Here is a 24,978-nt window from a genome sequence, read left to right as displayed (position 1 = left end):
CATAGTGGTGCCATGGATCTGACCCCGTACGTCACCGCACTCCAGAACGACCTAGCGGTCGCGGCCGAGGCCGGCGGGCCCGAGGCCCGCGCGATCGCCGAGCGCCTGACGGCCCCGCTCGATTCGGCGGTCCGGCTGGCACTGCTCGACGCCCTCTCGGCGGCCGCGAACGAGATCACCCGCGACCTCGCCCCGGGCTCGGTGGACCTGCGCCTGCGCGGACGCGAGCCGAGTTTCGTCGTCACGCCCCCGCCCGCCCCGGCGGTGTTCGACGAAGCCACCGCCCCCACGGAAGCACCGACGGCACCGTCCTCTCGTCCCACGGACGCCGACGACGGCCCGATGACCCGGATCAATCTGCGGCTCTCGCAGGACCTCAAGGATCGCGTCGAGGACGCCGCACGTGCGGCCGGACTGTCGGTGAACGCGTGGCTCGTCCGCTCGGCAACGGCGGCGCTGGACGAGAACACCGGGCCGCGGCGCCCCGAACGCCGCGCCCCCACCGGCGGCGGCCGGTTCACCGGTTGGGTCCGCTGACACCGACACCGCAGAGCAACCACCTTCATCACAACCCCCGAGGATCACCATGCCCACTTTCACCACCCCGGAACCGATCTCGGCAATTCTCCAACTGGCCGTCGGCGACGCCACCGTCACGGCGACCGATCGCGACGACACGGTCGTGCAGGTACGGCCCAGCGACCCCACCCGCGACGCGGACGTGCGCGCCGCCGAGCAGACGCGCGTCGAGTTCGCGTCCGGTCGACTGGTCGTCCGCGGCCCCCGCCCCCGCGTGCTCGGCGTGTGGGGCAAGACCGGATCGGTCGACGTCACGATCGAACTCCCGACCGGTTCCGGTCTCGAGGCCGACGCGTCGGTCGCCGGTGTGCGCACCACCGGCGTACTCGGCGATTGCCGGATCAAGACCGCGACCGGCGATGTCCGCCTCGACGAGGCCCGCACCACGACGATCAGCACCGGCGCCGGCGCGATCTCCATCGAGCGGGTCGAGGGCGATGCCGACGTCAGCACCGGATCCGGCCGGATCGACGTCCGCAGCGTGGCGGGCAATGCCGTTGTCAAGAATGCCAACGGCCACAACCGGATCGGCGCGGTCACCGGATCGCTCCGGGCCAAGACCGCCAACGGCGACGTAGTGGTCGGCCGGGCGGGGCACGACATCGCCGCCGCAACGGCCAACGGAGACATCCGAATCGGTGAGATCGCACGCGGGGCCGCGGAGCTGCGGACCGGGCACGGCGAGATCGAGATCGGCATCCGAAGCGGCACCGCGGCGCGACTCGACGTCCACACGTCCTTCGGCAAGGTGCGGAACCTGCTGGCCGAAACCGCCGGCCCGGCGTCGACCGACGAGTCGGTCGAGATCCAGGCGAACACCGGTTTCGGCGACATCCTCGTTCGACGCGCAACCCCTGATCAGCCCACCAGCGACAAGGCGGAACAATGACTGCGGTAACGACCACGACAGCGGACATTCGAGTCCGATCCCTGCGAAAGTCCTTCGGGGACAAAGTTGTTCTCGACGGCATCGACCTCGACATCGACGGGGGCACGACTTTCGCGCTCCTCGGCCCCAACGGCGCCGGCAAGACCACCACGGTCCACATCCTCTCCACGCTCGTCGGCCCCGACTCCGGCGACGTCCGGGTGGGTGGGCACGACCTGACGAACGACCCCGACGCGATCCGCGCCGCGATCGGTGTCACCGGCCAGTTCTCCGCGGTCGACAACTTCCTCACCGGCGCCGAGAACCTGGCGCTGATGGCCGATCTGCACCATCTCGGGCGCCGCGAAGTGCGCCGCCGCACCGCCGAACTACTCGAGCGCTTCGACCTTGCGGACGCCGCAGCGAAGACGGCCGGAACCTATTCCGGCGGCATGCGTCGTCGCCTCGATCTGGCGATGACACTGGTCGGCCGCCCGCGGATCATCTTCCTCGACGAACCGACGACCGGCCTCGATCCGCGCAGCCGACGCACGATGTGGGACATCGTGCGCGACCTGGTCGCCGACGGGGTCACGATCGTCCTCACCACCCAGTACCTCGAGGAGGCCGATCAACTCGCCGACCGGATCGCGGTGCTCGACGGCGGTCGCCTGGTCGCCGAGGGGACTCCCGCCGACCTCAAGCGTCTGGTGCCGGGCGGGCACGTCCGGCTCTCGTTCGCCGATCCTCGTGAACTGGCCACGGCCGCAACCTCACTCGGAGTCTCCCCGAGCGACGACGACGCACTGACACTCGACGTCCCCGGTGACGGCAGCGTGCCGTCGCTGCGGTCGATCCTCGACCGACTCGACGAGGACGCCATCGAGGTCACGAACCTGTCGATCCACACCCCTGATCTCGACGACGTGTTCCTCGCCCTCACCTCGAGTTCCACCCGGAAGGACGCCCTGCGATGACGACAGTCTCCTATGCCCTGCAGGACTCGGCGACGATGCTGCGCCGCAACGTCCGGCACATGGCGCGCTACCCGTCGATGACGATCCTGCTCGTGGGAATGCCGGTGGTACTCCTGCTGCTGTTCGTCTACGTGTTCGGCGGCACGCTCGGCGCCGGTCTCGGCGGCGGGCGCGACGCCTACCTCGAGTTCGTCACCCCGGGCATCATGCTGATCACGATCGCGAGTGCCGCTCAGGGAACGGCAATTTCGGTCGCGACGGACATGACCGAGGGCATCATCGCCCGGTTCCGGACGATGGCGATCTCGCGCGCGTCGGTGCTGACCGGGCACGTCGTCGGCACCCTGGTCCAGACGATGCTGGCCCTCGCCGTGGTGACGGGCGTGGCCGTGCTCCTCGGCTTCCGCCCCACCGCCGACGCCGTCGAGTGGCTCGCGGCGATCGGTTTGCTGGCCGGCTTCACATTCGCGATCACCTGGCTGTCGGTCGCCCTCGGTCTGGTCTCGGGCAGCGTCGAGACCGCGAGCAATCTGCCGATGTTCCTGATGCTGCTCCCGTTCCTGGGCAGCGGGTTCGTGCCGACCGACTCGATGCCCACCGCCCTGCGGTGGTTCGCGGAGTACCAGCCGTTCAGCCCGGTCATCGAGACGCTGCGAGGGCTCCTCCTCGGCGGCCCGATCGGCTCCGACGGGGTGCTCGCGGTGGCGTGGACGGCCGGAATCGCGCTCTTCGGGTACGTGTGGGCGAAGCGCCTGTACGAGCGCCGCGCGATCCGCTGACCGGGTCCCGGGAAGTCGCGCGAAACCCCCCCGGCCCGGCCTACCGTGGATCCATGGCTCCCGAAGAGTTCGATGTCATCGTGATCGGAGGCGGGCCGGCCGGAGAGAACGCGGCGGCCTACGCCATCGCCGGCAGCGACCGCACCGCGGCGCTCGTCGAGCACGAGTTGGTCGGTGGTGAGTGCTCGTACTGGGCGTGCATGCCGTCGAAGGCACTGCTGCGGCCGGTCCAGGTGCTCGGCACCGCCCGCCACATGCCCGGCGTCGAGGAGAAGGTCAACGCCTACGGCCTCGACGTCGAGGCCGTTCTCGCCCGCCGGGACGGATTCACCAACAACCTCGACGACTCGTCGCAGGTGCTGTGGGCCGATTCGATCGGCATCGACGTCATCCGCGGCAGCGCGCAGCTCACCGGGGTCCGGGAGGTCACGGTGGGTGACCGCGTGCTCCGGGCCCGGCACGCGGTGGTCCTCGCGACCGGCACCACCGCGAGCGTGCCCGACATCCCGGGGCTGCGCGACGCGCTGCCGTGGACGTCCCGGGACGCCACGAACGTCCGGGAGGTGCCGAAGCGGCTCGCGATCGTCGGCGGCGGCGTGGTGGCGTGCGAGGCGGCCACGTGGCTGCACGAACTCGGCGCCGACGACATCACCCTCCTCGTGCGGGGATCGGAGCTGCTCGGACGCACGGAACCGTTCGCCGGCGAGATGGTCGCGGAGAAGCTGCGCAAGCACGGGGTGAACGTCCGGTTCGGCACCTCGCTCACTTCCGTCGCACGTGCCGACGTGTCCGACACCGGGATCGGTCGCATCCACGGTGGTCCGGTGACGCTGACGGTGCGCGGCGACGGCGACAGCGGCGGCGATCCGGAGCTGACCGTCGACGAGATCCTCGTCGCGGCCGGGCGTACCCCCGCCACCGCGGGACTGGGACTGGAGCGGGTCGGCCTACCCGATCACGGCCACGTCGCGGTCGACGACCACCTGACCGCGGTGGGTGTAGACGGCGACTGGCTGTACGCCGTGGGCGACACCAACGGCCGCGCACTGCTGACCCACATGGGCAAGTACCAGGCCCGGGTGTGCGGCGACGTGATCGCCGCCCGCGCCGAGGGCCGTCCGCTCGACGGCCCCCGGTTCGTCGCATCGGCCGACCACGGGCAGGTGCCGCAGGTGGTCTTCACGACGCCCGAGGTCGCGGCGGTCGGCCGCACCGAAAGCCAGGCCCGCGCAGACGGACTCGATGTCGAGGTGGTGGCGGTCGACATCGACGTCGCCGGCGCTGCGCTGTCCCGCGACGACTACACCGGCCGCGCGTCGCTCGTGATCGATAGTGCCACCGACACGATCGTCGGGGCGACGTTCGTCGGCCCCGGCGTCGCGGACCTGGTCCATGCCGCGACGGTCGCCGTGGTGGGCCGGGTGCCGCTCGGGAGCCTGTGGCACGCCGTCCCGTCGTACCCGACCGTCAGCGAGGTGTGGCTACGGCTGCTCGAGGCGCGGCGGAGGACGTCGTGAACCCGAACCCGACGGTCGCTCGCGCTCGGATCGTCAGTTCGGCCCTGCGTGTGCTCGTAGACGAGTACGAGATGTTCGATTCGAGCACCGTCAGTCGAGCCCTCGGCAAGCCGGGGATCGGCAGGAACACGGCCAGCCGTCTCGCCGCGACCGGCACAGTGATCGTTCTGCCGAAGTCCAGCCACAAGCTCTACCCAGCCTTCCAGTTCGACGCCGCTCGCCGAGAGGTACGGCCGATCGTCGCGGAGATCAACAAGACGCTCGGTGCCGCGGACGACCCTTGGGGCGTCGCGTCGTGGTGGCTGAGCCCGACGGTATTCGCAGACGACCCGCGTTCGCCCGCGGAACTCGCCGTTGCAGGCGGGCACGACCAGGTCCTTCGGGACATGGTCGACGACCTGACTCACGACTGACGCGATGCCCACGACACGAGTCCACCGAACACTGCACGCCCCGCGATGGCGGGTCTTCGGTGCGCTGACCGATCCGGAGGCGATCGCCACGTGGCGGGTCCCGGCCGGCATGACCGCCGAGGTGCACGAGTTCGACGCCCGGGTGGGCGGCGTTTTCCGGATCTCGCTCACCTACGACTCCCCCGACCGGGCCGGGAAGTCCAGCGCCCACACCGACACGTATCACGGGCATTTCGCCGAGATCGTCCCGGACGAACGCGTGGTGGAGGTCCTCGAGTTCGAGACCGACGACCCCGTGGTGCGGGGCGAGATGAGGTTGTCGATCACGTTGCGCGACAACGACGGCGGCACCGAACTGACCGCCGAGCACGACGGGCTGCCACCGGGCGTCGCTCCGGACGACAACGAGCTGGGGTGGACTGAGGCCCTGGATCGGCTCGCCAGGCTCGTCGATCATGGGTGACGATCCGATCCCGTTGTACCCCTGCGCCGTTCAGCGCTGAAGTCCGCCCACCTGACCGCGGGCCGTCAAACCACCCGGCTGGAGTGCGCGGCCAATCGACCGTGCGGCCGCGCGCACCATCTGCGAGAGCGCGGTCGTCTGGGCGGTCTCCGCGTTGACGACGATCGCGATCGCCGCCGCGACCACACCCGGGCGGGAGAAGATCGGTGCGGCGACCGACAGGGCGTCCATCGTGACCTGACGGTCGCTGATCGCAAGTTCCCGCTTGCGAACCTCCGCGAGCGTCCGACGCAGCTCGTCGGCGGACGTGATGGTCTTCTCGGTGAACCGTTCGAGCGGCCTCGACAGCACCTCGTCCTGCACCACTGTCGGCGCGAACGCCAACAGTGCAAGTCCGATGCTCGACGCATGAATCGGGAAGCGACCTCCGACGCGGGTGCGCACCGGAACGGCGCGCTTGCCGCCGATCCGCTCGAGAAAGATGATCTCGGTCCCCTCGCGCACCCCCAGCTGGACGTTCTCCTGCGTGATCTGGGACAGATCCTCCATCACCGGCATCGCGAGTTCGCGGAGCATGGTGCCGCGCGGCGCCAGCGACGCGACCTCCCACAGCCGCAGCCCGATCCGGTAGCGACCCGAGCCGTCCCGTTCCAGCGCGCCCCATGCGGTGAGGTCCGCCGCCAACCGGTGCACCGTGGTGAGCGGGAAGCCGGTGAGCCGGGACATCTCGCTGAGCGTCAGGACGGGTTGGTCCGGCGAGAAGACCTCGAGCAGGTTGAGTGCCCGCGCGGTCACGGAACCGGTTGGGCCCCGCCGACTCCCGGACGAGGACATGTCGATCACCACCACTCGAGGCCTTCGTTCGTCCGCTCAGACGGGTTCGACCCGCACCGGAATGCTAGCCCAGCCCTTGAGGGTGTTGTTCAGTCGCGGGACGGCGGGACCGGCCGGCTCGATCCGGCGTACCCGGCGCGCGAGGGCGGTGAGTACGGTCTCGGCCTCGAGCCGTGCGATGGGCTGTCCGACGCACTGGTGGATGCCCATCCCGAAGGCGACGTGCCCACTCGCGGCCCGCTGGATGTCGAACTCCTCGGCCCGCTCGCCCCAGTGCCGCTCATCGCGGTTGCCGGATCCGAGGAACAGCAGCACCTTCTGTCCTTCCGCGATCCGGTGCCCCGCGAACTCAGTGTCCGCGGCCGCGGTCCGAAAGAACGTCTGCACGGGGGACTCGAAGCGCAGTGCCTCGTCGAACGCGAACTTCGCCAGGTTCGGCTGCTCGTGCAGGACGCTCCACTGGTCCGGATGCGCTGCCATCGCGTGCAGTGTGTTCCCGATGCCGAACACGGTGGTGTCCACACCCGCGGTGAGCAGCGAGCGCACCAGCATCGGCGCCTGGGCGGCGGTGATCTCGCCACGGTCGGCGGCCTCCCAGATCTGCGCGCCGAACCCGTCGGCGGACAGATTGTCGCGCTCGCAGCTTTCCGAGATCCACGCCTGGATCGGTTCGGCCGTCTCGAGCGCCTTCCGCAACCTTTCGTTACGGGGACCGAAGGCGTTGAACGCCATCGCGCCGTACGGGAGCAGGTTCTCGCGCCCCTCGGGTCGCACGCCGACCGCGTCGGGGAACACCTGCAACGGGAACACCTCGGCCAGGTCGGTGACCGCATCGAATTCGCCCCGACGCACCAACGTGTCCACGAGCGCGTCCGCCTGCTCCTGAAAGCGATCGCGCAGCCTTCGTACCGCGCGGGGCGAGAGAATCGCGTTCATCGCTGCGCGAACCGGTGTGTGATCCGGTGGATCCGCCTCGAGCAGCAGACTCGGTGGCCGCCAGGGCTTCTCGTGTTTGAAGTCACTCAAACCGACACCGCGACCGGACACGAACGTGCGCCAATCGGTGAGCGCGGCGTGCACCTCCGCGAAGCGTCCCATCGCAAGGACGTCGTATCGGGGCAGGTGCACAACCGGACCGGCGGCCCGCAGCCGGGCGTGGAACTCGTAGGGGTCCGTGAGAATTGCATCGCCGAACGGGTCGTCGTCCAGGGTGGGCAGATCCTCGCGCACGCTCGAGGTTTCGATGGTCATGGGTCGCTCCCCTCACAAGTCCAGCACCAGTCGCGGGCAGGCTGCCCGCGAAACGCAGATCATCATCGTGTCGTTCGCGGCCTGCTCCTCGGCGGTGAGGAGCGAATCACGGTGGTCGACGGTGCCGCCGAGCACCGACGTCTCGCAGGTTCCGCACGTGCCCTCCTGACACGAGGACAGCACCTGGACGCCCGCCGCGGTCACGGCCTCGAGGATCGACGTGCCAGGCGGCACGGTCACGGTCTTGCCGCTGAGGGCGAGTTCCACCTCGAACTCCTCGGAGCGCAACGGGTCCCCGAGTTCCATTGCCGCGAAACGCTCCACGTGAAGCGTCCCCGCCGGCCACCGTTCGCACATCTCGGTGACCGCGTCCAACAGACCGGCCGGACCGCAGCAGTAGACGAGGGTGTCGGGCTGCGGTGAACCGAGAATCGCCGCGAAGTCGGGGTGCCCGGCAACGTCCTGCGCACACACCTTCACCCGGTCCGGGTACCGCGTCGTCAGTTCCTCGACGAACGCCATCGAGCCGCGTCGGCGCCCGCCGTAGGTGAGCGTCCACTCCGATCCCGCGGCGTGCGCGGCCGCGACCATCGGCAGGATCGGTGTGATGCCGATGCCGCCGGCGATGAAGATGTAGCGCGACGCCGGACGAAGCTCGAAGTTGTTCCGCGGGCCGCGAACCCGGATCGAGTCACCCGTATCGACCTTGTCGTGCACGTACTGTGAGCCGCCGCGGCCGTCCGGCTCCCGGAGCACCGCGATCCTCCACGCGCCGGTGTCGGCGGGATCTCCGCACAGCGAGTACTGCCGCACGAGGTCCGGCTGCAGCACGACGTCGATGTGCGAGCCGGGGGTCCACTCCGGTAGCGAAACCCCCTCGGGGTGACGCAGTTCGAGGAGGGTGACGCCGTCGGCGACGTCGGTCTTGCGCTGCACTTCGAGGTCTGCCTCGAATTCGTGCGATCGAACAGTCATGCGTTCACCAACACTCTCGGAGGGATGTATGGGGTGGCCGTCTCGCTCGTCGGCGAGCCGGCTGTGTGGTCGATCGGATGACCGAGCAGCCAGTTCCACAACTCGATCGGATCGTCGGCGACCCGGGCGGCGCCGCAATGGCACGTGCCTTCGAGGCTGTCGGATCCCGGCAGCCACACGATTCGCACGACGTTGCGGCCCTTCGACGTTCTGATGGGTTCGGCGGCCATCGACGTGCCTCGTCAGCCGATCGGAGCGGTCGGGGACGCCGACCGCTTCACCATCTGTGCGAGGAGCCGACGCGCGGCGAGCGCTCCCGCGTCGATGTTGATGCTCAGTTCCTGGTAGCCCTCGGGTTCGCCGGCGATGACGGTCTCGAGCAGGTCGAGTGCGACCACGTCCTGGAGGACGACGGTGCGGTTGTTCTCCCGCAGGAAGTCGGTCACGCCCTCGTCCTCGAGCGCGAAATCTCGTGCCACCGACCAGAAGTCGTGCGTCGAGTGTTCGGTCTCGGGAGTGATGGCATAGACCACCTCGACGTGGAAGGCGTCGCTGTCGGGTCCCGCCTCGGGCGGCAGGACGCCGACCGGGGCAATGCGGCTGTGCAACAGGTACAGGCACGGCGGGGTGTACTCGACGTCCTGCCACCGGGTGATGCGTCCGTCGATCCCGGTCGACTGGGAGTAGAACGGCGGGCACTCCGCGTCGTCCATGTGCCGGCTCATGTAGATGACACCGGCGTCCTCGTCCACCTCGGTGGTGATCGGTGTCGCCGCGACCTCGGGCGTGCCGATGTAGCCACCGTGCAGATACGTCTCGTGCGACAGGTCCATGAGGTTGTCGACCAGGAGGCTGTACCGGGCCTGCAGTGGCTCCATACCCCGCACGACGGTGTAGTCGGGGCTGTCCAGCCAGGGGGCGCGAGGGATCCGGGTCGCATCGGGTTCCACCGGATCGCTCGGGTCCGAGATCCAGATCCACACGAACGAGTCCTGCTCGACCACGGTGTAGCTCTGCAGACGGGCGGTACGCGGGATGCGACTCTGGCCGGGGACCGCCACGCAGCCGCCGTCACTGCCGTAGGTGAAGCCGTGGTACCCGCACACCACCGTGTCGCCTTCGAGTCGGCTCGGCGCCTGGGACAAAGGGAACCGCCGGTGAACGCAGCGGTCTGACATCGCGGTGACCTCGCCGGACTCGGTGCGCCAGAACAGAATCGGTTCGCCGCAGATGGTTCGGGCGAACAGCTCGCGGCCCACCTCCGATCCGTAAGCCGCGACGTACCACTGATTGCGGACGATCGATGTCATGGTGTGCTCCCAACTGGGCGGCGCGTGTCGCACGCCTCGAACTCGAGTGGGGCCCGGCAGGCCCGGTGACTGCACACACTCTCTCCGGCTGCATATGACGGGGGCCACTCGACTTCCGGATATCGGAAGATTGTTCGCCGTCTTCCGACATCCGGAATGCAGGTGGCATCGACGCGGCCCCATCCGCCACAGTTCTGCCGAGTGACCCGGCTCACATCACATCTCACGATCAAGGGACCGAACATGAGTATCGATCTACGGGAGCGCATCGATTCCAGTCCGATGACGCGATTCCAATGGGGCGCAGTGGCAATCTGTGTCCTGCTCAACGTCCTCGACGGATTCGACGTGCTGGTGATGGCCTTCACGGCGCAGTCGGTGTCCCAGGAGTGGGGGCTGTCGGGGGCCGCGGTCGGACTCCTCCTGAGCGCTGGACTGTTCGGGATGGCGGGAGGATCGCTGCTCCTCGCGCCGTGGGCCGACACGATCGGCCGACGCCGAATGATCCTGCTGTGCCTGGTGATCGCCAGCGCCGGGATGATCCTGTCGGCACTGAGCCCCAACGCCCTCACGCTGGGTCTCCTCCGAGCGCTTACCGGGGTGGGAATCGGCGGAATCCTGGCCAGCAGCAACGTCATCGCGAGCGAGTACTCGTCGTCGCGCTGGCGCGGACTCGCGGTGAGTCTGAACTCCACCGGCTACGCGATCGGTGCCACGCTCGGCGGCATCATCGCCGTCGTGCTGCAGAACAGCTTCGGGTGGCGCTCGGTGTTCCTGTTCGGCGGCATCTGGACGGCCGCAATCATTCCCGTGGCACTGCTGGGGCTTCCCGAATCCCTCGACTTCCTGCTGGCCCGGCGCCCCGCCAACGCCCTCGCGCGCATCAACAAGTTTGCGGCGCGAATCGGGCAGCCGCAATTGTCCGAACTGCCCGAGCCGATCGCGAACGACGCTTCGCAGCCCGAGCCGGCAAGCAAGCTGCGCCAACTGTTCTCGCCCGAACTGCTCCGGTCGACCCTGCTGATCTGGTTCGCGTTCTTCATGATCATGTTCGGCTTCTACTTCGTCACCAGTTGGACGCCGAAACTGCTCGTGGCCGCGGGGCTGTCCGCGACCCAGGGGATCACCGGCGGCGTGCTGCTCAATCTCGGCGGAATCTTCGGCGCGACCGTGCTCGGCGCGCTGTCCGCCAGGTTCGCACTGCGGTCGGTGCTGTCCGCCTACATGGTCATCGCGGGCGTTCTCCTCGTCGTCTTCGTGCCGGCCACCACTTCGATCGTGGTCGGATTCGCGCTCGGGGCCCTGATCGGGGTCTTCGCGAACGGCTGCGTCGCCGGGCTCTACGCGATCACCCCGTCGGTGTACGGACCCTCGGTCCGGGCCACCGGCGTCGGCTGGGGCATCGGTATCGGGCGGATCGGCGCGATCCTCTCGCCGATCGTCGCGGGCAAGCTGCTCGACCTGAACTGGACACCGACGCAGCTGTACATCCTCGTCGCCGTCGCATTCGTCCTCGGAGCCGTCGCGGTCAGCAGGCTCCGGCCCGAGTCGAACAAGCCGGCGCCCGCACCGGCGGAGCCTTCGACGGCCGGCCTGCTTTCGGGCGAGCCTGCCTGATCACTCAGCCAACTGAGCCCGTCGGCCTGAGCGCCCACTCCTCACCGTCGCACGCGGTTTCCCGCCGGACGACCCGAGGAGTGGGCGCTCAGGCCGATCCGGGTTGCGAGGTCAGGGAGCGATCGGCGCGGTCAGCGCCGGGAACCAGATGTCGGTGAGGACGTCGGCCGCCCGCTCGCGGGGAACCTCGATCGTGCCCTGCACCGCCCACCGGGTGAAGAACCGCTCGAGCTGTGTGACCAGCAGCTCGACACGCAACCGAGCCTCGTCCTGCCGGTCCTGCGGCCAGCGCGCCAGGTACTGCGTCATCGAGTTGGGCAGGGCGACGATCGCCTCGCGGGACGTCTCGCGGAACGAGGGTTCGAGCGCGACCGCCTCGTCCCACGCGGGCAGGATGTCCTTGCACGCGTCGAACCAGTCGATGGCCCGGTTGATCCACGCCGTGAACTCGGCGCGCGAACCGGTGTCGAGGACCCGGTCGAGGTCCTCGTAGAAAGCGAAGGCGCTCGGCACCGCCGTCTCCACGCTGATCGCCCGCAGGATCTCGACCTTGCTGGGAAAGTGCAGGTAGAACGTCGCGCGGCTGCAGCCGACCACCCCCACGATGTCGTCGACCGTGACTGCCGCGTAGCCGCGCGTGCAGAACAGCTCGCGCGCGGCCTCGAGGAGCCGGGCACGGGTCCATCGTTTCTGCTCGTCGCGCAGCTTCCCGCGCCTGCCCTTGATGTCGTCCGCAACAGGTCCCACGGCATCCACGATCGCCCACGCCCACGCGCCCAGGCAAGTCGACCACGCCATTCGATCGACGGATCGTCATTCACTTGACACATCGTCAGTGACACCGGAGTATGACGCACATCACTTTGAATTGTGTCGGTGAAAACCCTCCGAAAGGAACCGCAGTGACGAAGTCTCTCGACCCCCAGGCGTACATCGCATCGGTGATGGCCGGATTGACGGGACCGGGTGGGCGGTTCGAACTCGGCGTGGAAGAGGTTCTCGGCGCACAGATCCCCGTGATGAAGAACCGCGACCGCGCCCTCGGCGACGTGCTCGCGGCCTCGGCCGCGTTCGGTGACCGGGACTACCTGGTCACCGAAGACCGCCGCATCAGCTACGCCGAGCACCACGCCGCCGCGGCCGCGCTGGCGACCGCGCTGCGCGATCGGTACGGCGTCGGCAGGGGCGACCGCGTCGGCATCCTCGCGGCCAACACCCCCGAGTGGGTGGAGTCGTTCTGGGCCGCCCAGTCACTCGGCGCGATCGCCGTCGGCTTCAACGCGTGGTGGGCGCCGCGGGAGATCGAGTACGGCGTGGGGCACACCCGGCCGTCGGTCCTGATCGTCGACGCCAAGCGCGCGGCCGTCGTCGACGGCCTCGACCTCGACGTCCCGGTCCTGACGATGGAGGACGACGTCCCGCGACTGATCGAGGAGTTCGCGGGCTCCGACCTGCCGCGGGCCGATGTGCGCGAGGACGACCCGGCGGTGATCCTCTACACCAGCGGTACCAGCGGTCGCCCCAAGGGCGCGGTGCACTCGCACCGAAACCTGTTGGCCGTCATCGAGTACCACCGCTACAGCGACGCCCTCCTCGCCGCCTTCGCCGGAGCGCCGGTCAGCGACGCGCCGAGCGATCTCCGCTATCTGCTCACGTCGCCGCTGTTCCACATCGCGAGCCTGCACAACCTCGTCGTTCCGCGACTCGCCACGGGCAGCGCGGTCGTCATCTACCAGGGCTCGTTCGACGCCGACCGCGTGCTGCGGCTGATCGAGCGGGAGAAGGTGACCAACTGGGGCGCCGTCCCGACGATGGCAGGCCGCCTGCTCGAACACGAGGACGTCTCGCGCTACGACACCTCCTCGCTCACGGCGTTCGCGCTCGCCTCGGCGCCGTCGTCCCCGGGCTTCCAGCAGCGGCTGCGCGAGCGGCTGCCGTTCGCCCGCAACGCGCTGGTCGACAGCTACGGACTCACCGAGTGCAGCACCGCGATCTCGGTTGCGACACCGATGGACCTGCAGGCGTTCCCGGGCACGCTCGGCCGGCCGATCATCGGCGTCACCGTCGAGATCCGCGACCCCCTCGGCGAGCCCGTGGCCGACGGGACCGAGGGCGAGATCTGCGTCCGCAGCCCCTACGTCATGCTCGGCTACTGGGAGAACGACGCCGCGACCGCCGACGCGATCCGGGCCGACCGCTGGCTGCACACCGGCGACTTCGGCGTGATCGAGAACGGGATGGTCCGGCTCACCGGACGTCGCTCCGACCTGATCCTGCGGGGCGGCGAGAACGTGTACCCCGTCGAGATCGAGCAGTGCCTCGACGAGCACCCGGCGTTGGCCGAGTCCGCCGTGGTGGGCGTCGACCACCCCGACCTCGGCCAGGAGGTCGGCGCGGTGGTGGTCGTGCGGCCCGGAATGACGGTGACCGAGGAGGAGCTGCGGGAGTACGCGTCCGAGCGTCTCGCGTACTTCAAGGTGCCCACGCAATGGAAGATCACCACCGATTCGCTGCCGCGCAATGCGACCGGCAAGACGATCCGCACGCAGATCGCTCTGTGAGCGAACGCGTTTCCCGTCCCCCGCGGTGAGAGAGGCAAGACCCCGATGAGTTACGACGCGATCGTCAAGAACGGCCGGTGGTTCGACGGCACCGGCGCCCCGTCCGCGACCCGCCACCTCGGTATCCGAGACGGCCGGGTGGCGACGGTCTCCGCCGAACCGCTCGACGAGACCGGCTGCCCGCGCGTGATCGACGCGTCCGGCAAGTGGGTGATCCCGGGCATGCTCGACATCCACACCCACTACGACGTCGAGGTCCTGCTCCGCCCCCAGCTCGACGAGTCGGTGCGGCACGGCATCACCACCGTGTTCGTCGGCTCGTGCTCGCTGTCGACCGTCCATGTCGGGCCGTCGGATGCCGGCGACCTGTTCGGTCGGGTCGAGGCGATCCCTCGCCGCCACGTCGTCGAGGGGCTCGAGCAGCGCAAGTCGTGGAACTCGGCGCGCGAGTACGTCGACGCGCTCGAGGCGCTGCCGCTGGGACCGAATGTCGCGGCGTTCATCGGCCACTCCGACATGCGCGCGGCGCTGATGGGGCTGGACCGGGCCACCCGCAAGGAGGTCAAGCCCACCGCGTCCGAACTGGCCGAGATGGAGCGGCAGCTCACCGAGGCACTCGACGCCGGGTTCGTCGGGATGTCGTCGCAGCAGCTGATGTTCGACAAGCTCGACGGCGAGGTCTGCCGGTCCCGCACGCTTCCGTCGACGTACGCGACCACCCGGGAGCGTCGCCGGCTCAACGCGATCCTGCGACGTCGCCGCCGGGCACTGCAGGGCGGCCCGGACGTGGCCCGCCCACAGTGCATGGCGGTGATGGCGCTCAGCAGCCTCGGCATCTTCCGCAAGCCGCTCAAGACGAGCCTGCTCTCGGCCGCCGACGTCAAGGCGATCCCCGGGATCGTGAAGATCTTTCCGCTGATGGCGAAGGCCCTCAACGGCCTGGGCGGCGACTTCCGCTGGCAGCACCTGCCGGTGCCGTTCGAGGTGTACTCCGACGGCATCGACCTGCCGGTGTTCGAGGAGTTCGGGTCCGGCGCAGCGGCCCTGCACCTGTCGAACCAGATCGACGCACGCCGCGAACTGCTCGCCGACGAGGACTACCGCCGGCGTTTCCGCAAGGACTACGACAAGAAGTACGGGCCGCGGGTGTGGCATCGCGACTTCTTCGACGCCGAGATCGTCGAGTGCCCGGACGCATCGGTCATCGGGAAGACGTTCGGTCAGGTCGGAAAGGACCGCGGCGGCGTCCATCCCGTCGACGCGTTCCTCGACCTGGTGGTCGAGTACGGGCCGAAGGTGCGCTGGCGGACCACGATCTCGAACCACCGACCCGAGGTGCTGAACACACTCGCCGCCGATCCCGGTGTGCAGCTGGGCTTCTCCGACTCGGGCGCGCACCTGCGGAACATGGCGTTCTACAACTTCGGACTGCGCTTCCTGCGTCGCGTCCGCGACGCCGAGCGGGCCGGAAAGCCATTCCTGTCGATCGAGCAGGCGGTGCACCGGACCACCGGTGAGCTCGCCGACTGGTACGGCCTCGACGCCGGGCACCTGCGCGTGGGTGACCGCGCGGATCTGGTGGTCATCGATCCCGAGCATCTGGACGACTCGCTCGACACCTACGCGGAGTGCCCGATCCCCGAGTACGACAACCTGTCCCGGATGGTGAACCGCAACGACGACGCCGTCTCGGCCGTCTTCGTGGGTGGCGAGTACGTCTTCGGCGACGGTCAGCCCGCGCCCGCACTCGGCACCGAGCGCACCGGGCGGTTCCTGCGGGCTCGGTGATTCTCGGCCCAGGCGCGTCGAGACGGATCCAGCCACGGATCGTTTTCGATCGACCGGCCGACGGCCCGCAAGAGTCCGAGCACGCGGGTCGTCGGCGCGGCGCGGCACTTTCCTAGGATTGGCGGGTGCCCGATCTCAGTTCAGCTACGACCCGAGCACGGGATGTCGACCGTGTGCAGACCTGTACGTTGCTCGACGCTGCATACGGCGACGGCCAGCTCGGTGTCGAGGAGTACGAGTCCCGCACGGCGACAGCGATGCAGGCGCCGACGCTCGGCGATCTGTGGGCGCTGACCCAGGATCTGCAGATTCCCGCTCACCTCCTCGAATCGTCGGCCGCGACCGAAGCCCCGACCGTCAGCTCACCGCGCCGGCTTCCTGCCCTCGCTGCGGCTGTCGTCGCCGTGGCGATCGGCGCCGTTGTCGGCTACCTGCTCTTCGGCCCTCCCGGACGGTCGACCAGCGCGTCGGAATCGACTGCTGCCCAGCCTGTTGCGGCCGGTGAGGCGGGCGCGATCGTGGTCGACCCCGTCTCCCCGCTCACCGCCGACGGTTTCCGCGAGTTCCTGCGTCTGTTCGAGCTGAAGTTCGGCGACACGATCGCCGACGACGTCGGCCTGTTCGTCGATGACGCGACGGTCACGAAGATGGTTCCCGGGCAGCCACTCCGCTACCAGCGGTGGATGTTCACCGGCGGGTTCGAGCCGTGGACCCCGCCGTCGATTCGGGATCGGGACCAGGAGACGGTGGATCTCACGCAACTCGACATCGATGGTGTCACGGGCCTGATCGCACGGGCTCCCGAGATGGTGCATCTGCCCAGCGGCCGTGCCCGCGCCGTGATCCGATCCTCCGGCGTCTCCGTCCACGTCGAGGACAGTGACGGCCGCACGGGAGATGTGAGGGCGACACTCGACGGTGAGGTCGTCGAAGTCCGGACCGCGGAGGAGGGCTGACCATGCCGACGAACCACCGACGACGCACCACAACCGTACAGGTACGCGCTCGAGACATCGACAGGGCCGATGCCCGAGCCCTCCTCGATATCGCGTACGAGTCCGGGCAGCTGCGCCCGGACGAACACCAGGCCCGCGTCGATTCCGCCGCCACCGCGACGACCCTCGCGGAACTCGACCGGCTCGTCAACGATCTACAGGTCACCGACGACGTCGTCGGGAGGACGCGGTTCACCCCACCCCTCGACCCGCCGCGGGCGCCGACGTCACCGGCACCGGCACCGGCGAAACCCGCACCACGACACCGGACCGCAGTCGTCGCCGGCGCGGCACTGGTCGGCGGACTGCTGCTCGCGGCGCTGGTGGCCAAGGCACCCGACTCGGGCACGCTCTTGTCGTCGCCGGACCACCCCGGTAGCTCCGCAGTGCTCACCACGTCCGGATTCGGGCAGATGCTCGACGACATCGAGCGCGAGTTCGGCGACCTGCTCGTCGACCGTATCGACATCTACCCCGACCGCACCGTCATCGAGCGGCCTGTCCCGGGCAAACCCGGCCTCGACCAGAACTACCGCTACGAATTCACCGGCAGCACAGGAAAACTCACCGAGCTGGGCACGTCCTCGCGAAGCAGTGACGAGGTCCCCACCGATCTCACGGAGTTGCGGCAGAACCTGCCACGGGTGATCGGCCTGCTCCACGGCGCAGACCGGACGCTGCGGGTCGACAACCCGACCTCGGTGAGCATGATCGTCGGATCCGACGGGCCGGTGGCGGAGATATCCCTGCGAAACGAAGAGCAAGGTACCGCCGGCTCCCTCACCGTCGGGTTCGACGGGGACATCCGACGAATCCATCGCGCCGACCAGTAGTCGCGGACCGTCGTATAGTCGCGGCCATGACGCGCAGCCTCGAAGTGACCACCGCGGACGGCGTCGTCCGGGGCCGACGGGTCGGCGACCTGCTCGCCTGGCGCGGAATCCCCTTCGCCGCCTCACCGGTGGGACCGCTACGGCTGCGCGCACCGCAACCGACCGAGCCCTGGACCGGGGTCCGCGACGCCGGCCGGTTCGGCGCGGCCGCGCCGCAGCACCCGATGGGCGTCACGCTGCGGCCGGGCAAGCGCCAGCCGATGTCCGAGGACTGCCTCACGCTCAACGTGCTCGCCCCGGCGGCTGCGAGTACCACCCCACGACCGGTGATGGTGTTCATCCACGGCGGCGCATTCGTGCTGGGCACGACCGCGTTGGGGATCTACCACGGCGACCGCCTGGCGCGGCGCGGCGACGTCGTCTACGTCTCGGTCAACTACCGACTCGGCCCGCTCGGCTACCTCGATTTCACCGAGTTCTCCACGCCCGAGCGGTCGTTCGACTCCAACCTGGGCCTGCGCGACCAGGTGGCCGCCCTGCAGTGGGTGCAGCGCAACATCGCCGCGTTCGGCGGTGATCCCGACAACGTCACGTTGTTCGGCGAGTCCGCGGGCGCCACGTCGGTCACGACACTGATGGCCACCCCCGCCGCGCGGGGACTGTTCGCGCGGGCGATCGCCGAAAGCTCCGCCCCGGTCCTGGTGAACGACGCCCACCGCGCGCGACACTGGGCGCGGGAGTTCACGACACTACTCGGCTGCGACGACCTGTCCGACGCGACGCGGACCCTCGATTCCGCGACGCCGGTGGAACTGGGCAAGGCAGGAAGCCGGCTGGGCGCGAAGGTTCTCTCCGAGACGCCCGGCCTGCACCCGTTCGGCCCCGTCGTGGACGGCGAGTTCGTGCCCGAGGACCCGCTGGCGGCGTTCCGGGCCGGGCGTGCACACCCGGTGCCGTTGATCATCGGCACCAATGCCCGCGAGGGCACGCTGTTCCCCCGGATGATGGACGCGCTACCCACCGATGCCGGCCGCATCGACGCCATGTTCGCGCTCACCGATCCGGAAGCCCGCGCACGGGTCGTCGACGCGTACGTCGGCTACCCCGATCCGGTCGCGGCGATCGACCTGGGCGGCGACGTGACGTTCTGGAAGCCGTCGATCGAGATCGCCGAGGCGCACTCCGCCCACGCCCCCACCTACAGCTACCGCTTCGACTACGCACCGCGGCTGATGCACTGGGCCGGCCTCGGCGCGACGCACGCGTTCGAGATGTTCGCGGTCTTCGGCTACGGCGCCTCCGCGGCCGGCCGAGCGCTCACGGCCCCGGGCGGCCGACGGGGGCTGCGGGCGGTCACCGATCGGGTGCAGGAGAACTGGATCTCGTTCGTCCGCAACGGGGTCCCGACCCCGTGGTGGCCGCGGTACGACGTCGACCACCGACGCACCCTGATCTTCGACGTCCCGACCCGCGTCGAACGCGACCCCGGACGCGATCGTCGGCTCGCGTGGACCGGGTATCTCGGCTACCACGGCGAGGACTCCGTGGCGGCCGAGTCGCTACCGTGACCGCCGTCGACGTGGACGTCACCCTGACCGAGGGCGTCGTTCGCGGCCGACGACTGCCGAACCTTTTGTCGTGGAGGGGAATTCCCTACGCCGCACCACCCGTCGGCGCGCTGCGTCTGCAGGCCCCCGAACCCGTACCGGGTTGGACCGGGATCCGGGACGCCACCGAGTTCGGTCCCGCCGCCCCGCAGCAACGCCGCCGCGGTGACGAGAACTGCCTGACGCTCAACGTGCTCGCCCCGGCCGCGCCGAGTGCCACCCCGCGCCCGGTGATGGTTTACATCCACGGCGGCGCGCACACCGGTGGTACGGCGTCGGATCCGCTCTGCAGCGGTGCGGCGCTGGTGCGCCGCGGCGACGTCGTGTTCGTCTCCCTGAACTACCGGCTGGGCGCCCTCGGGTACCTGGACTTCCGCGAATTCTCCACCCCCGAACGCCCTTTCGAGGTAAACCTCGGCCTGCGCGATCAGCTCGCGGCCCTGCAGTGGGTCCGGTGGAACATCGCGGCCTTCGGCGGGGACCCGTCGAACGTCACGCTCTTCGGCGAATCCGCGGGCGCCGACGCCGTCCTGACCCTGATGTGCGTTCCCGCGGCGCGGGGACTGTTCGCCCGGGTGATCGCGCAGAGTCCGCCGCCCGCCACGTCCAACGGTCCCGAACTGGCCGCGCGGTGGGCGCGCGAATTCCTCGACCTGGCCGGTGCGCCGGGGCGGGAGGCCGGCGAGTTCCTCGCGACGGCCGATCCCGGACTGCTCGTCCGCACCGCCGCGACACTGAGCGCACGCGGCGCCGACGAGATCCCGGGCGTCCGGCCGTTCGCACCGGTCGCCGACGGCGACCTGCTCCCCGACCATCCCCTGGATGCCTTCGAGGCCGGCACCGAACACCGGGTCCCGCTCGTCATCGGCACCAATGCCCAGGAGGGCCGGATCTTCCCGCACCTGCTCGACATCCTGCCGACAAATCCGGCCCGGATCGAGAAGATGTTCGAGAACACCGACCCCGCGCTCGTGGCCCGGGTGATCGGCGCCTACCCCGGCTACCCCGGCCGGCGGGCGGCCGCCGACCTCGGCGGCGACGTCGTGTTCTGGGGGCCGTCGCTGCGGTGCGCCCACGCGCACACCCGCCACAGCGACACGTACATGTACCGCTACGACTTCGCGCCGCGCCTGCTGCGGCTGACCGGCATCGGTGCCACCCACGCGACGGATCTGTGGCCGGTGTTCGGCACGCGGAACGCCACCACCCGCGCGCTCACCGCGCTCGGGGGCCGTCGCGGCCTGGGCGCGGTGACCGACACGATGCAGGGGCACTGGCTCGCGTTCGCCCGCGACGGCCGCCCCCGGGACGGCTGGCCGCGCTACTCGCCCGAGCGCCGCGACACCCTGATCATCGACGAGGCGTGCCGCGTCGAGCTCGATCCGCTGCGCAGCCGACGCGAGGCGTGGCGCGGATACCGGCACCGCCACTGAACCCCCGGTGGTATATCGTTGCGGATCGCAACCAAATTTCAGGCTGTGGGAGACCTCGATGTCCGTACACGTCCGGCGTCTGGGCGGCGACGGATGGTTCGCCCAGCTCACCCGGTTCGCCCTCGTCGGCGGATCGAGCAATGTCGTGTACGCGCTGTCGTTCGTGCTCCTGGACGCGTACGGGACCCTGTTCGCGAACGCCGTGGGCGTCGCGACCAGCACCGTCCTGGCCAACGAACTGCACCGCCGCCGCACCTTCCGCGCCGCGGACCGGGTGCCCTGGTTCGCCGCCCAGTGGGAGGGCGGCGCGTTGGCCCTCCTCGGCCTGATCGTCAGCACCCTGGCGCTGGCCGCCCTGCACTTCTTCTTCCCCGACGCGACCGGGCTCATGTCGATCGCGCTCGTGATCGCCGTCAGCGGCGTGGTGGGCGGCCTGCGGTTCGTCGCGCTCCGCGGCTGGGTCTTCGGTCGGCGCGGGCAGTTACTTCAGCAGCCGTGACATCCGGCGGTCGGCGAGGATCTTCCCGCCGGTCTGGCACGTCGGGCAGTACTGGAACGACCGCTCCGCGAACGACACCTCCCGGACCGTGTCCCCGCACACCGGGCACGGCAGCCCGGCCCGGGCGTGGACGGTCATCCCGGCCCGCTTCTCGCCCTTGAGCCGGGCGGCCTCCTGACCCACCGAGCGTTCGACGGCGTCGGACAGTTCCGACCGCATCGCGTCGTACAGCGCGTCCACGTCGTCGGACGCCAGCTTGGACGACGACGCGAACGGCGACAGCCGCGCGGCGTGCAAGATCTCGTCCGAGTACGCGTTGCCGATCCCGGCGAGCAGCGACTGGTCCACCAACGCGGTCTTGATCCGCGCGGTGGTCCCGGCCAGGATCTCGCCGAACTGCGGGCGCGTCACGTCCAGCGCGTCGGGTCCGAGCCGGGCGATGCCCGGCACCTCCTGCGGGTCGGCCACGACCCATACCGCGAGCCGCTTCTTGGTGCCGGCCTCGGTGAGATCGAACGCCGGTGTGTCCGCGTCGGGGGTGAAGAAGTGCACGCGCAGCGCCAGCGGCCCCTTCCCCGGCTTCGGCGGCGCGGGGCTGGGATCGTCGATCCAACGCAACCACCCGCCGCGGGACAGGTGCGTGATCAGCCACAGTCCGTCGCAGTCCATCGCGAGGTGCTTGCCGAAGCGGCGTGCCCCGGTCACGTTCCGGCCCTGCAGGGCGCTGATCGGCGGATCGAACGTCTTGAGCACACTCAGCGCGGCCACGTCGACGCGTCCCACCACCGCGCCCACGGCGTGGTCGCGCAGGAACTGTGCCAGGGCCTCCACCTCGGGCAGTTCGGGCATGCGATCAGCGTAGGCGCAGGCACCGACAGCCGGGGCGAGGTCAGACAGGTTCGTTCATCGGCCCGACTTCGACCACACCGCCGAGCAGCCCCGTCAGGATGCGCAGGATGTTGTTGCGCAACGTGGACTCCGCGACCGGGTCGAGGATCTCGGCGAGGCTCGGTATCCCGAGGTCGAACCGGGTCTCGAACCGAATCAGCACGCCGTCACGATCGGGGTCGGCGGCGCACTGCCACGAGCCTTCCATCGTCACGAAATCCCCGGTGATTTGGGCGAATTCGATGCGGCGGGCAACGGGATCGAGCACGTCCCGCTCGGTCCAGCGCAGTGTGCCCTTGCGGAATCGGACCAGCCAACTGGAGATCACCGATCCGTCCCCTTGCGCGGGTTCGAGATCGAGGGCGAGGACGGTGTCGGTGAGTTCGGGATAGCGAGCGAAGTCGCTGATCCGGGCATAGGCCGCGTCGGGCTCGACGTGCTCGGCGCGGATGCGCATGACTACGTGGCGCATGGGAACTCCAAGGATTCGTGTTCAGGTGAGAGTGAGGTCCACGAGGGCCTCTGTGAAGGCGCGGAGGAAGAGCTCGACCTCCTCCGCGGTCAGGATCGCCGGCGGGGTGAGGCGCAGTACGTCGGCCGCGTTCAACGAGTGGTTGGCCAGGATGTCGCGTTCGAGCAGGTTCAGGAACAGTTCCCCGACCAGGCCGCTCGAAGCCATCTCGAGCCCGAGCAGGAGCCCGCGGCCACGCACCTGGGTAACCCTGCCGCCGCCGTGCCGGTCCACGGCCGTCCGGATGCCCGCGAGGAGGTGGTCTCCGAGCTCGGCCGCGCGCGCCGGGAGGTCCTCGTCCCGGATCACGTCGATCGCGGCGTGCGCGGCGGCGCATGCCGCCGGCGACCCCGCGAATGTGGAGGTGTGCAGGTAGGGATCCCGGGCGAAGGGAGCGTAGGCCTCCGGCGTGGCGACCACCGCGGCTATCGGCATCACGCCCCCGGAGAGTCCCTTGCCCACCAACAGCAGGTCGGGTGTGACCCTCTCGGCGTCCACACCCCACCAGCAACCGAGTCGGCCGAGTCCGGTCTGGATCTCGTCGACGATCAGCAACGCCTCGTATCGGCGGCACAGGTCGGCGGCGGCGCGCAGGTACCCGGGCGGCGGCACGTTCACGCCACCCTCGCCCTGCACCGGTTCGACGATGAAGCAGCCGTGGCCGCCGGTTTGGCGCAACGCCTCCTCCAGCTCGGCCGGATCGCCGAAGGCGACCTCCATGACCTGCGGTAGCAACGGCCGGAAGGGCTGCTGCAGCACGGCGTTCGCGGTGACGCTCAGCGCGCCGAGCGTCTTGCCGTGAAACCCGCCGCGCGTCGTGATCACGGTCGTCTTGCCCTGGGCGCGGGCCAGTTTCAACGCGCACTCGGTGGCCTCCGCACCGGAGTTGACGAAGTGCACCAGGTCCAGGCCGACCGGGGTGACCTCGGCGAGCGCGGCCGCGGCGCCGGCGCTCACCGGATCCAGGAACACCCGCGAGGCCATCGGGTGACGTCGCACCTGCGCGCACACCGCCTCCACGACGGAGGGATGGCGATGTCCGAGCAGGTAGACGCCGTAACCACCGAAGTCCAGGACGCGTCGGCCGTCCGCGACCGTGATCGAGGCGCCCGACGACTCCACTTCGGCCAGGTCGCCGATCAGCCGGCCGAGGGCCGCCCGGCCGCCGCCGAAGTGCCTCCGGTACCGGTCGGCCAGCACCCCGGAATCGAGCGCCACGCCGGTGCTCATCGGAGGACGCTCTCCGCCTCCGGCGACTCCGCCGGCAGCAGATTCTTGACCTGGGCCCAGTAGATCAGCGAGCGCCGGAGCGCTTCGGTGAGAGCGCCCTTGGTAGCCCGGTCGCCGAATCCCAGCCTGTCCAGGTCGCTGGGCATCACGTCGGTGGACTGGAACACCCACGCGGACTCGAGGAAGTCGATGAACATCTTCCGCCGTCCGTCCGAGATCAGGTCGTCCAACAGCGGCAGGAGCAACCGATCGACGGACTCGAAGGGCATGAACCGCGGCCGCACCGCACCGATCCACGCGAGCTGGGACACGTGCTCGCACAACTCGGCGAGATCGGTGAATGTGAGCGCCTGGTCCCCCGCGGTCAACCAGTACTCGCCGCGGGTCACCCTCACGCGGATCAGCTTGCCGACGGCCTCGACGACGATGTCCACGGGCACGGTGTCGACGCGGGATCCGATGTCTCCCGCCATCACCGGAAGGGTGCCCCGGACCGCGCTCCCCAGGATGCGGTGCAACCCCTGGAAGGCCGCCATCCGACCGTCGCGGGAATCCCCGGTCACCACCGACGGACGGACGATGACAGCCGGAACCGACGCCGCGCGTATCAGTTCTTCCGCTTCCGTCTTTGATTCGAGGTAGGCGGCCAACCCCGCGAAACGCTCGTCGGACGGGGCCTGACGGGCAACGAAGGCCGTACTCAGGTAGTAGAGCGGGGCACCGGCGTCGGCCGCCACGCGCAGCATCGATGCGGGCCCCTGGACGTTCACCGCCCGCAGCTGCTCCGGGTCCACGTTCCATTTGGTGACCGCCGCTCCGTGCAGCACTACGTCGACCCGGTCCACCAGACGGGCGTAGTCCGCGGCCGACAGGCCCAGCGTGGGGTGCGTGAAGTCACCGGCGAACTCGCCGACCCGCGGGTCGTCGATCGGGCGTCTACCGCGCAGACACACGATGTCGAAGTCCTCGGCCATGACGTCGAGCATTGCCCTGCCGATGACGCCGGAGCCACCGGTGAGCAGCAGAGTGCGCTTCATGTCAGTGTCCTCC

25 protein-coding genes are annotated in these 24,978 nt (G+C 69.6%); 15 read left to right on the top strand and 10 right to left on the bottom strand.

Going from position 1 to position 24,978, the window contains the following annotated elements; translation table 11 throughout:
• The first annotated feature begins 12 nt into the window (after positions 1 to 12).
• From ACQ5DX_RS03605 to ACQ5DX_RS03575, 7 genes are read left to right on the top strand one after another with little or no spacing between them, the layout of a single operon-like run.
• Complete coding sequence (locus tag ACQ5DX_RS03605) at positions 13 to 537, top strand: hypothetical protein (protein ID WP_430331315.1); 525 nt, start codon at positions 13 to 15, stop codon at positions 535 to 537.
• A gap of 49 nt (positions 538 to 586) precedes the next feature.
• Positions 587 to 1,468 carry a DUF4097 family beta strand repeat-containing protein gene (locus ACQ5DX_RS03600; RefSeq protein ID WP_430331314.1) on the top strand — a complete coding sequence of 294 codons (882 nt, stop codon included), beginning with the start codon at positions 587 to 589 and terminating at the stop codon, positions 1,466 to 1,468.
• On the top strand, positions 1,465 to 2,424 hold the full coding sequence (locus ACQ5DX_RS03595) for an ATP-binding cassette domain-containing protein (RefSeq protein ID WP_430331313.1): 960 nt from the start codon (positions 1,465 to 1,467) through the stop codon (positions 2,422 to 2,424). The genes ACQ5DX_RS03600 and ACQ5DX_RS03595 overlap by 4 nt, the downstream gene beginning before the upstream one ends.
• Positions 2,421 to 3,203 carry an ABC transporter permease gene (locus tag ACQ5DX_RS03590; RefSeq protein WP_430331312.1) on the top strand — a complete coding sequence of 261 codons (783 nt, stop codon included), beginning with the start codon at positions 2,421 to 2,423 and terminating at the stop codon, positions 3,201 to 3,203. The genes ACQ5DX_RS03595 and ACQ5DX_RS03590 overlap by 4 nt, the downstream gene beginning before the upstream one ends.
• 53 nt (positions 3,204 to 3,256) lie before the next feature.
• Positions 3,257 to 4,720, top strand: a complete 1,464-nt coding sequence (locus ACQ5DX_RS03585; protein WP_430331311.1) for a dihydrolipoyl dehydrogenase family protein — start codon at positions 3,257 to 3,259, stop codon at positions 4,718 to 4,720.
• Complete coding sequence (locus tag ACQ5DX_RS03580) at positions 4,717 to 5,133, top strand: hypothetical protein (RefSeq protein WP_430331310.1); 417 nt, start codon at positions 4,717 to 4,719, stop codon at positions 5,131 to 5,133. Before ACQ5DX_RS03585 ends, ACQ5DX_RS03580 begins: the two co-directional genes overlap by 4 nt.
• A 4-nt stretch (positions 5,134 to 5,137) precedes the next feature.
• The gene (locus ACQ5DX_RS03575; protein WP_430331309.1) at positions 5,138 to 5,596 is read left to right on the top strand and encodes an SRPBCC family protein; all 459 of its coding nucleotides are present in this window, start codon (positions 5,138 to 5,140) and stop codon (positions 5,594 to 5,596) included.
• A gap of 30 nt (positions 5,597 to 5,626) precedes the next feature.
• Here ACQ5DX_RS03575 and ACQ5DX_RS03570 read toward each other — a convergent pair whose 3' ends face one another.
• The 5 genes from ACQ5DX_RS03570 to ACQ5DX_RS03550 are packed head-to-tail and all read right to left on the bottom strand — an operon-like array spanning position 5,627 to position 9,966.
• Entirely contained in the window at positions 5,627 to 6,430 is an 804-nt protein-coding gene (locus ACQ5DX_RS03570) for an IclR family transcriptional regulator (RefSeq protein WP_430331308.1), read from the bottom strand.
• A gap of 36 nt (positions 6,431 to 6,466) precedes the next feature.
• Positions 6,467 to 7,681, bottom strand: coding sequence for a cytochrome P450 (locus ACQ5DX_RS03565; RefSeq protein ID WP_430331307.1), 1,215 nt, complete (start codon positions 7,679 to 7,681; stop codon positions 6,467 to 6,469).
• A gap of 12 nt (positions 7,682 to 7,693) precedes the next feature.
• Entirely contained in the window at positions 7,694 to 8,656 is a 963-nt protein-coding gene (locus tag ACQ5DX_RS03560) for a PDR/VanB family oxidoreductase (protein ID WP_430331306.1), read from the bottom strand.
• Positions 8,653 to 8,886: a hypothetical protein gene (locus ACQ5DX_RS03555; protein ID WP_430331305.1), complete on the bottom strand. Its 234-nt coding sequence runs from the start codon at positions 8,884 to 8,886 to the stop codon at positions 8,653 to 8,655. Before ACQ5DX_RS03555 ends, ACQ5DX_RS03560 begins: the two co-directional genes overlap by 4 nt.
• A 12-nt stretch (positions 8,887 to 8,898) precedes the next feature.
• Complete coding sequence (locus ACQ5DX_RS03550; RefSeq protein ID WP_430331304.1) at positions 8,899 to 9,966, bottom strand: aromatic ring-hydroxylating dioxygenase subunit alpha; 1,068 nt, start codon at positions 9,964 to 9,966, stop codon at positions 8,899 to 8,901.
• Positions 9,967 to 10,209: 243 nt separating this feature from the next.
• On the opposite strand from ACQ5DX_RS03550, the gene ACQ5DX_RS03545 reads away from it, so the two are divergent.
• Positions 10,210 to 11,583: an MFS transporter gene (locus ACQ5DX_RS03545; RefSeq protein WP_430331303.1), complete on the top strand. Its 1,374-nt coding sequence runs from the start codon at positions 10,210 to 10,212 to the stop codon at positions 11,581 to 11,583.
• A 111-nt stretch (positions 11,584 to 11,694) separates the two neighbouring features.
• Here ACQ5DX_RS03545 and ACQ5DX_RS03540 read toward each other — a convergent pair whose 3' ends face one another.
• The gene (locus ACQ5DX_RS03540; protein WP_430331302.1) at positions 11,695 to 12,381 is read right to left on the bottom strand and encodes a TetR/AcrR family transcriptional regulator; all 687 of its coding nucleotides are present in this window, start codon (positions 12,379 to 12,381) and stop codon (positions 11,695 to 11,697) included.
• A 104-nt stretch (positions 12,382 to 12,485) separates the two neighbouring features.
• Between ACQ5DX_RS03540 and ACQ5DX_RS03535 the strand changes: the two genes are divergently transcribed.
• From ACQ5DX_RS03535 to ACQ5DX_RS03505, 7 genes are all read left to right on the top strand, one after another.
• Positions 12,486 to 14,144, top strand: a complete 1,659-nt coding sequence (locus ACQ5DX_RS03535; RefSeq protein WP_430331301.1) for a class I adenylate-forming enzyme family protein — start codon at positions 12,486 to 12,488, stop codon at positions 14,142 to 14,144.
• Between the two features lie 45 nt (positions 14,145 to 14,189).
• Positions 14,190 to 15,932 carry an N-acyl-D-amino-acid deacylase family protein gene (locus tag ACQ5DX_RS03530; protein WP_430331300.1) on the top strand — a complete coding sequence of 581 codons (1,743 nt, stop codon included), beginning with the start codon at positions 14,190 to 14,192 and terminating at the stop codon, positions 15,930 to 15,932.
• Positions 15,933 to 16,057: 125 nt separating this feature from the next.
• A complete protein-coding gene (locus ACQ5DX_RS03525; protein WP_430331299.1) occupies positions 16,058 to 16,888 on the top strand; it encodes a DUF1707 SHOCT-like domain-containing protein in 831 nt (276 codons plus the stop codon).
• Between the two features lie 2 nt (positions 16,889 to 16,890).
• Positions 16,891 to 17,760: a DUF1707 SHOCT-like domain-containing protein gene (locus tag ACQ5DX_RS03520; RefSeq protein WP_430331298.1), complete on the top strand. Its 870-nt coding sequence runs from the start codon at positions 16,891 to 16,893 to the stop codon at positions 17,758 to 17,760.
• 26 nt (positions 17,761 to 17,786) lie between these two features.
• Positions 17,787 to 19,328: a carboxylesterase/lipase family protein gene (locus ACQ5DX_RS03515; protein ID WP_430331297.1), complete on the top strand. Its 1,542-nt coding sequence runs from the start codon at positions 17,787 to 17,789 to the stop codon at positions 19,326 to 19,328.
• The gene (locus ACQ5DX_RS03510; RefSeq protein WP_430331296.1) at positions 19,325 to 20,800 is read left to right on the top strand and encodes a carboxylesterase/lipase family protein; all 1,476 of its coding nucleotides are present in this window, start codon (positions 19,325 to 19,327) and stop codon (positions 20,798 to 20,800) included. Before ACQ5DX_RS03515 ends, ACQ5DX_RS03510 begins: the two co-directional genes overlap by 4 nt.
• 58 nt (positions 20,801 to 20,858) lie before the next feature.
• Positions 20,859 to 21,299 (top strand): GtrA family protein, encoded by a 441-nt coding sequence (locus ACQ5DX_RS03505; protein ID WP_430331295.1) that lies wholly within the window; start codon positions 20,859 to 20,861, stop codon positions 21,297 to 21,299.
• On the opposite strand, the gene ACQ5DX_RS03500 is transcribed toward ACQ5DX_RS03505, so the two are convergent.
• The 4 genes from ACQ5DX_RS03500 to ACQ5DX_RS03485 are packed head-to-tail and all read right to left on the bottom strand — an operon-like array spanning position 21,282 to position 24,965.
• On the bottom strand, positions 21,282 to 22,148 hold the full coding sequence (locus ACQ5DX_RS03500; RefSeq protein WP_430331294.1) for an Fpg/Nei family DNA glycosylase: 867 nt from the start codon (positions 22,146 to 22,148) through the stop codon (positions 21,282 to 21,284). The two genes, ACQ5DX_RS03505 and ACQ5DX_RS03500, sit on opposite strands and share 18 nt — an antisense overlap.
• A gap of 40 nt (positions 22,149 to 22,188) precedes the next feature.
• On the bottom strand, positions 22,189 to 22,659 hold the full coding sequence (locus ACQ5DX_RS03495; RefSeq protein WP_430331293.1) for an SRPBCC family protein: 471 nt from the start codon (positions 22,657 to 22,659) through the stop codon (positions 22,189 to 22,191).
• A gap of 21 nt (positions 22,660 to 22,680) precedes the next feature.
• Positions 22,681 to 23,928 carry an aspartate aminotransferase family protein gene (locus tag ACQ5DX_RS03490; protein WP_430331292.1) on the bottom strand — a complete coding sequence of 416 codons (1,248 nt, stop codon included), beginning with the start codon at positions 23,926 to 23,928 and terminating at the stop codon, positions 22,681 to 22,683.
• Positions 23,925 to 24,965 carry an SDR family oxidoreductase gene (locus ACQ5DX_RS03485; protein ID WP_430331291.1) on the bottom strand — a complete coding sequence of 347 codons (1,041 nt, stop codon included), beginning with the start codon at positions 24,963 to 24,965 and terminating at the stop codon, positions 23,925 to 23,927. The genes ACQ5DX_RS03490 and ACQ5DX_RS03485 overlap by 4 nt, the downstream gene beginning before the upstream one ends.
• Positions 24,966 to 24,978 lie beyond the last annotated feature (13 nt).

This window comes from Rhodococcus sp. ACT016 (assembly GCF_050477185.1).
Lineage (GTDB): Bacteria > Actinomycetota > Actinomycetes > Mycobacteriales > Mycobacteriaceae > Prescottella.
This window is presented reverse-complemented; position numbering and strand designations above follow the sequence as displayed.

What these genes read in the sequence shown, in the direction of transcription:
- ACQ5DX_RS03490 (WP_430331292.1), bottom strand. Translation starts at nt 23,928, where the DNA reads ATGAGCACCGGCGTGGCGCTCGATTCCGGGGTGCTGGCCGACCGGTAC.
- ACQ5DX_RS03500 (WP_430331294.1), bottom strand. Translation starts at nt 22,148, where the DNA reads ATGCCCGAACTGCCCGAGGTGGAGGCCCTGGCACAGTTCCTGCGCGAC.
- ACQ5DX_RS03550 (WP_430331304.1), bottom strand. Translation starts at nt 9,966, where the DNA reads ATGACATCGATCGTCCGCAATCAGTGGTACGTCGCGGCTTACGGATCG.
- ACQ5DX_RS03515 (WP_430331297.1), top strand. Translation starts at nt 17,787, where the DNA reads ATGACGCGCAGCCTCGAAGTGACCACCGCGGACGGCGTCGTCCGGGGC.
- ACQ5DX_RS03595 (WP_430331313.1), top strand. Translation starts at nt 1,465, where the DNA reads ATGACTGCGGTAACGACCACGACAGCGGACATTCGAGTCCGATCCCTG.
- ACQ5DX_RS03520 (WP_430331298.1), top strand. Translation starts at nt 16,891, where the DNA reads ATGCCGACGAACCACCGACGACGCACCACAACCGTACAGGTACGCGCT.
- ACQ5DX_RS03530 (WP_430331300.1), top strand. Translation starts at nt 14,190, where the DNA reads ATGAGTTACGACGCGATCGTCAAGAACGGCCGGTGGTTCGACGGCACC.
- ACQ5DX_RS03590 (WP_430331312.1), top strand. Translation starts at nt 2,421, where the DNA reads ATGACGACAGTCTCCTATGCCCTGCAGGACTCGGCGACGATGCTGCGC.
- ACQ5DX_RS03545 (WP_430331303.1), top strand. Translation starts at nt 10,210, where the DNA reads ATGAGTATCGATCTACGGGAGCGCATCGATTCCAGTCCGATGACGCGA.
- ACQ5DX_RS03600 (WP_430331314.1), top strand. Translation starts at nt 587, where the DNA reads ATGCCCACTTTCACCACCCCGGAACCGATCTCGGCAATTCTCCAACTG.
- ACQ5DX_RS03505 (WP_430331295.1), top strand. Translation starts at nt 20,859, where the DNA reads ATGTCCGTACACGTCCGGCGTCTGGGCGGCGACGGATGGTTCGCCCAG.
- ACQ5DX_RS03605 (WP_430331315.1), top strand. Translation starts at nt 13, where the DNA reads ATGGATCTGACCCCGTACGTCACCGCACTCCAGAACGACCTAGCGGTC.
- ACQ5DX_RS03570 (WP_430331308.1), bottom strand. Translation starts at nt 6,430, where the DNA reads ATGTCCTCGTCCGGGAGTCGGCGGGGCCCAACCGGTTCCGTGACCGCG.
- ACQ5DX_RS03565 (WP_430331307.1), bottom strand. Translation starts at nt 7,681, where the DNA reads ATGACCATCGAAACCTCGAGCGTGCGCGAGGATCTGCCCACCCTGGAC.
- ACQ5DX_RS03560 (WP_430331306.1), bottom strand. Translation starts at nt 8,656, where the DNA reads ATGACTGTTCGATCGCACGAATTCGAGGCAGACCTCGAAGTGCAGCGC.
- ACQ5DX_RS03555 (WP_430331305.1), bottom strand. Translation starts at nt 8,886, where the DNA reads ATGGCCGCCGAACCCATCAGAACGTCGAAGGGCCGCAACGTCGTGCGA.
- ACQ5DX_RS03485 (WP_430331291.1), bottom strand. Translation starts at nt 24,965, where the DNA reads ATGAAGCGCACTCTGCTGCTCACCGGTGGCTCCGGCGTCATCGGCAGG.
- ACQ5DX_RS03540 (WP_430331302.1), bottom strand. Translation starts at nt 12,381, where the DNA reads ATGGCGTGGTCGACTTGCCTGGGCGCGTGGGCGTGGGCGATCGTGGAT.
- ACQ5DX_RS03495 (WP_430331293.1), bottom strand. Translation starts at nt 22,659, where the DNA reads ATGCGCCACGTAGTCATGCGCATCCGCGCCGAGCACGTCGAGCCCGAC.
- ACQ5DX_RS03585 (WP_430331311.1), top strand. Translation starts at nt 3,257, where the DNA reads ATGGCTCCCGAAGAGTTCGATGTCATCGTGATCGGAGGCGGGCCGGCC.
- ACQ5DX_RS03575 (WP_430331309.1), top strand. Translation starts at nt 5,138, where the DNA reads ATGCCCACGACACGAGTCCACCGAACACTGCACGCCCCGCGATGGCGG.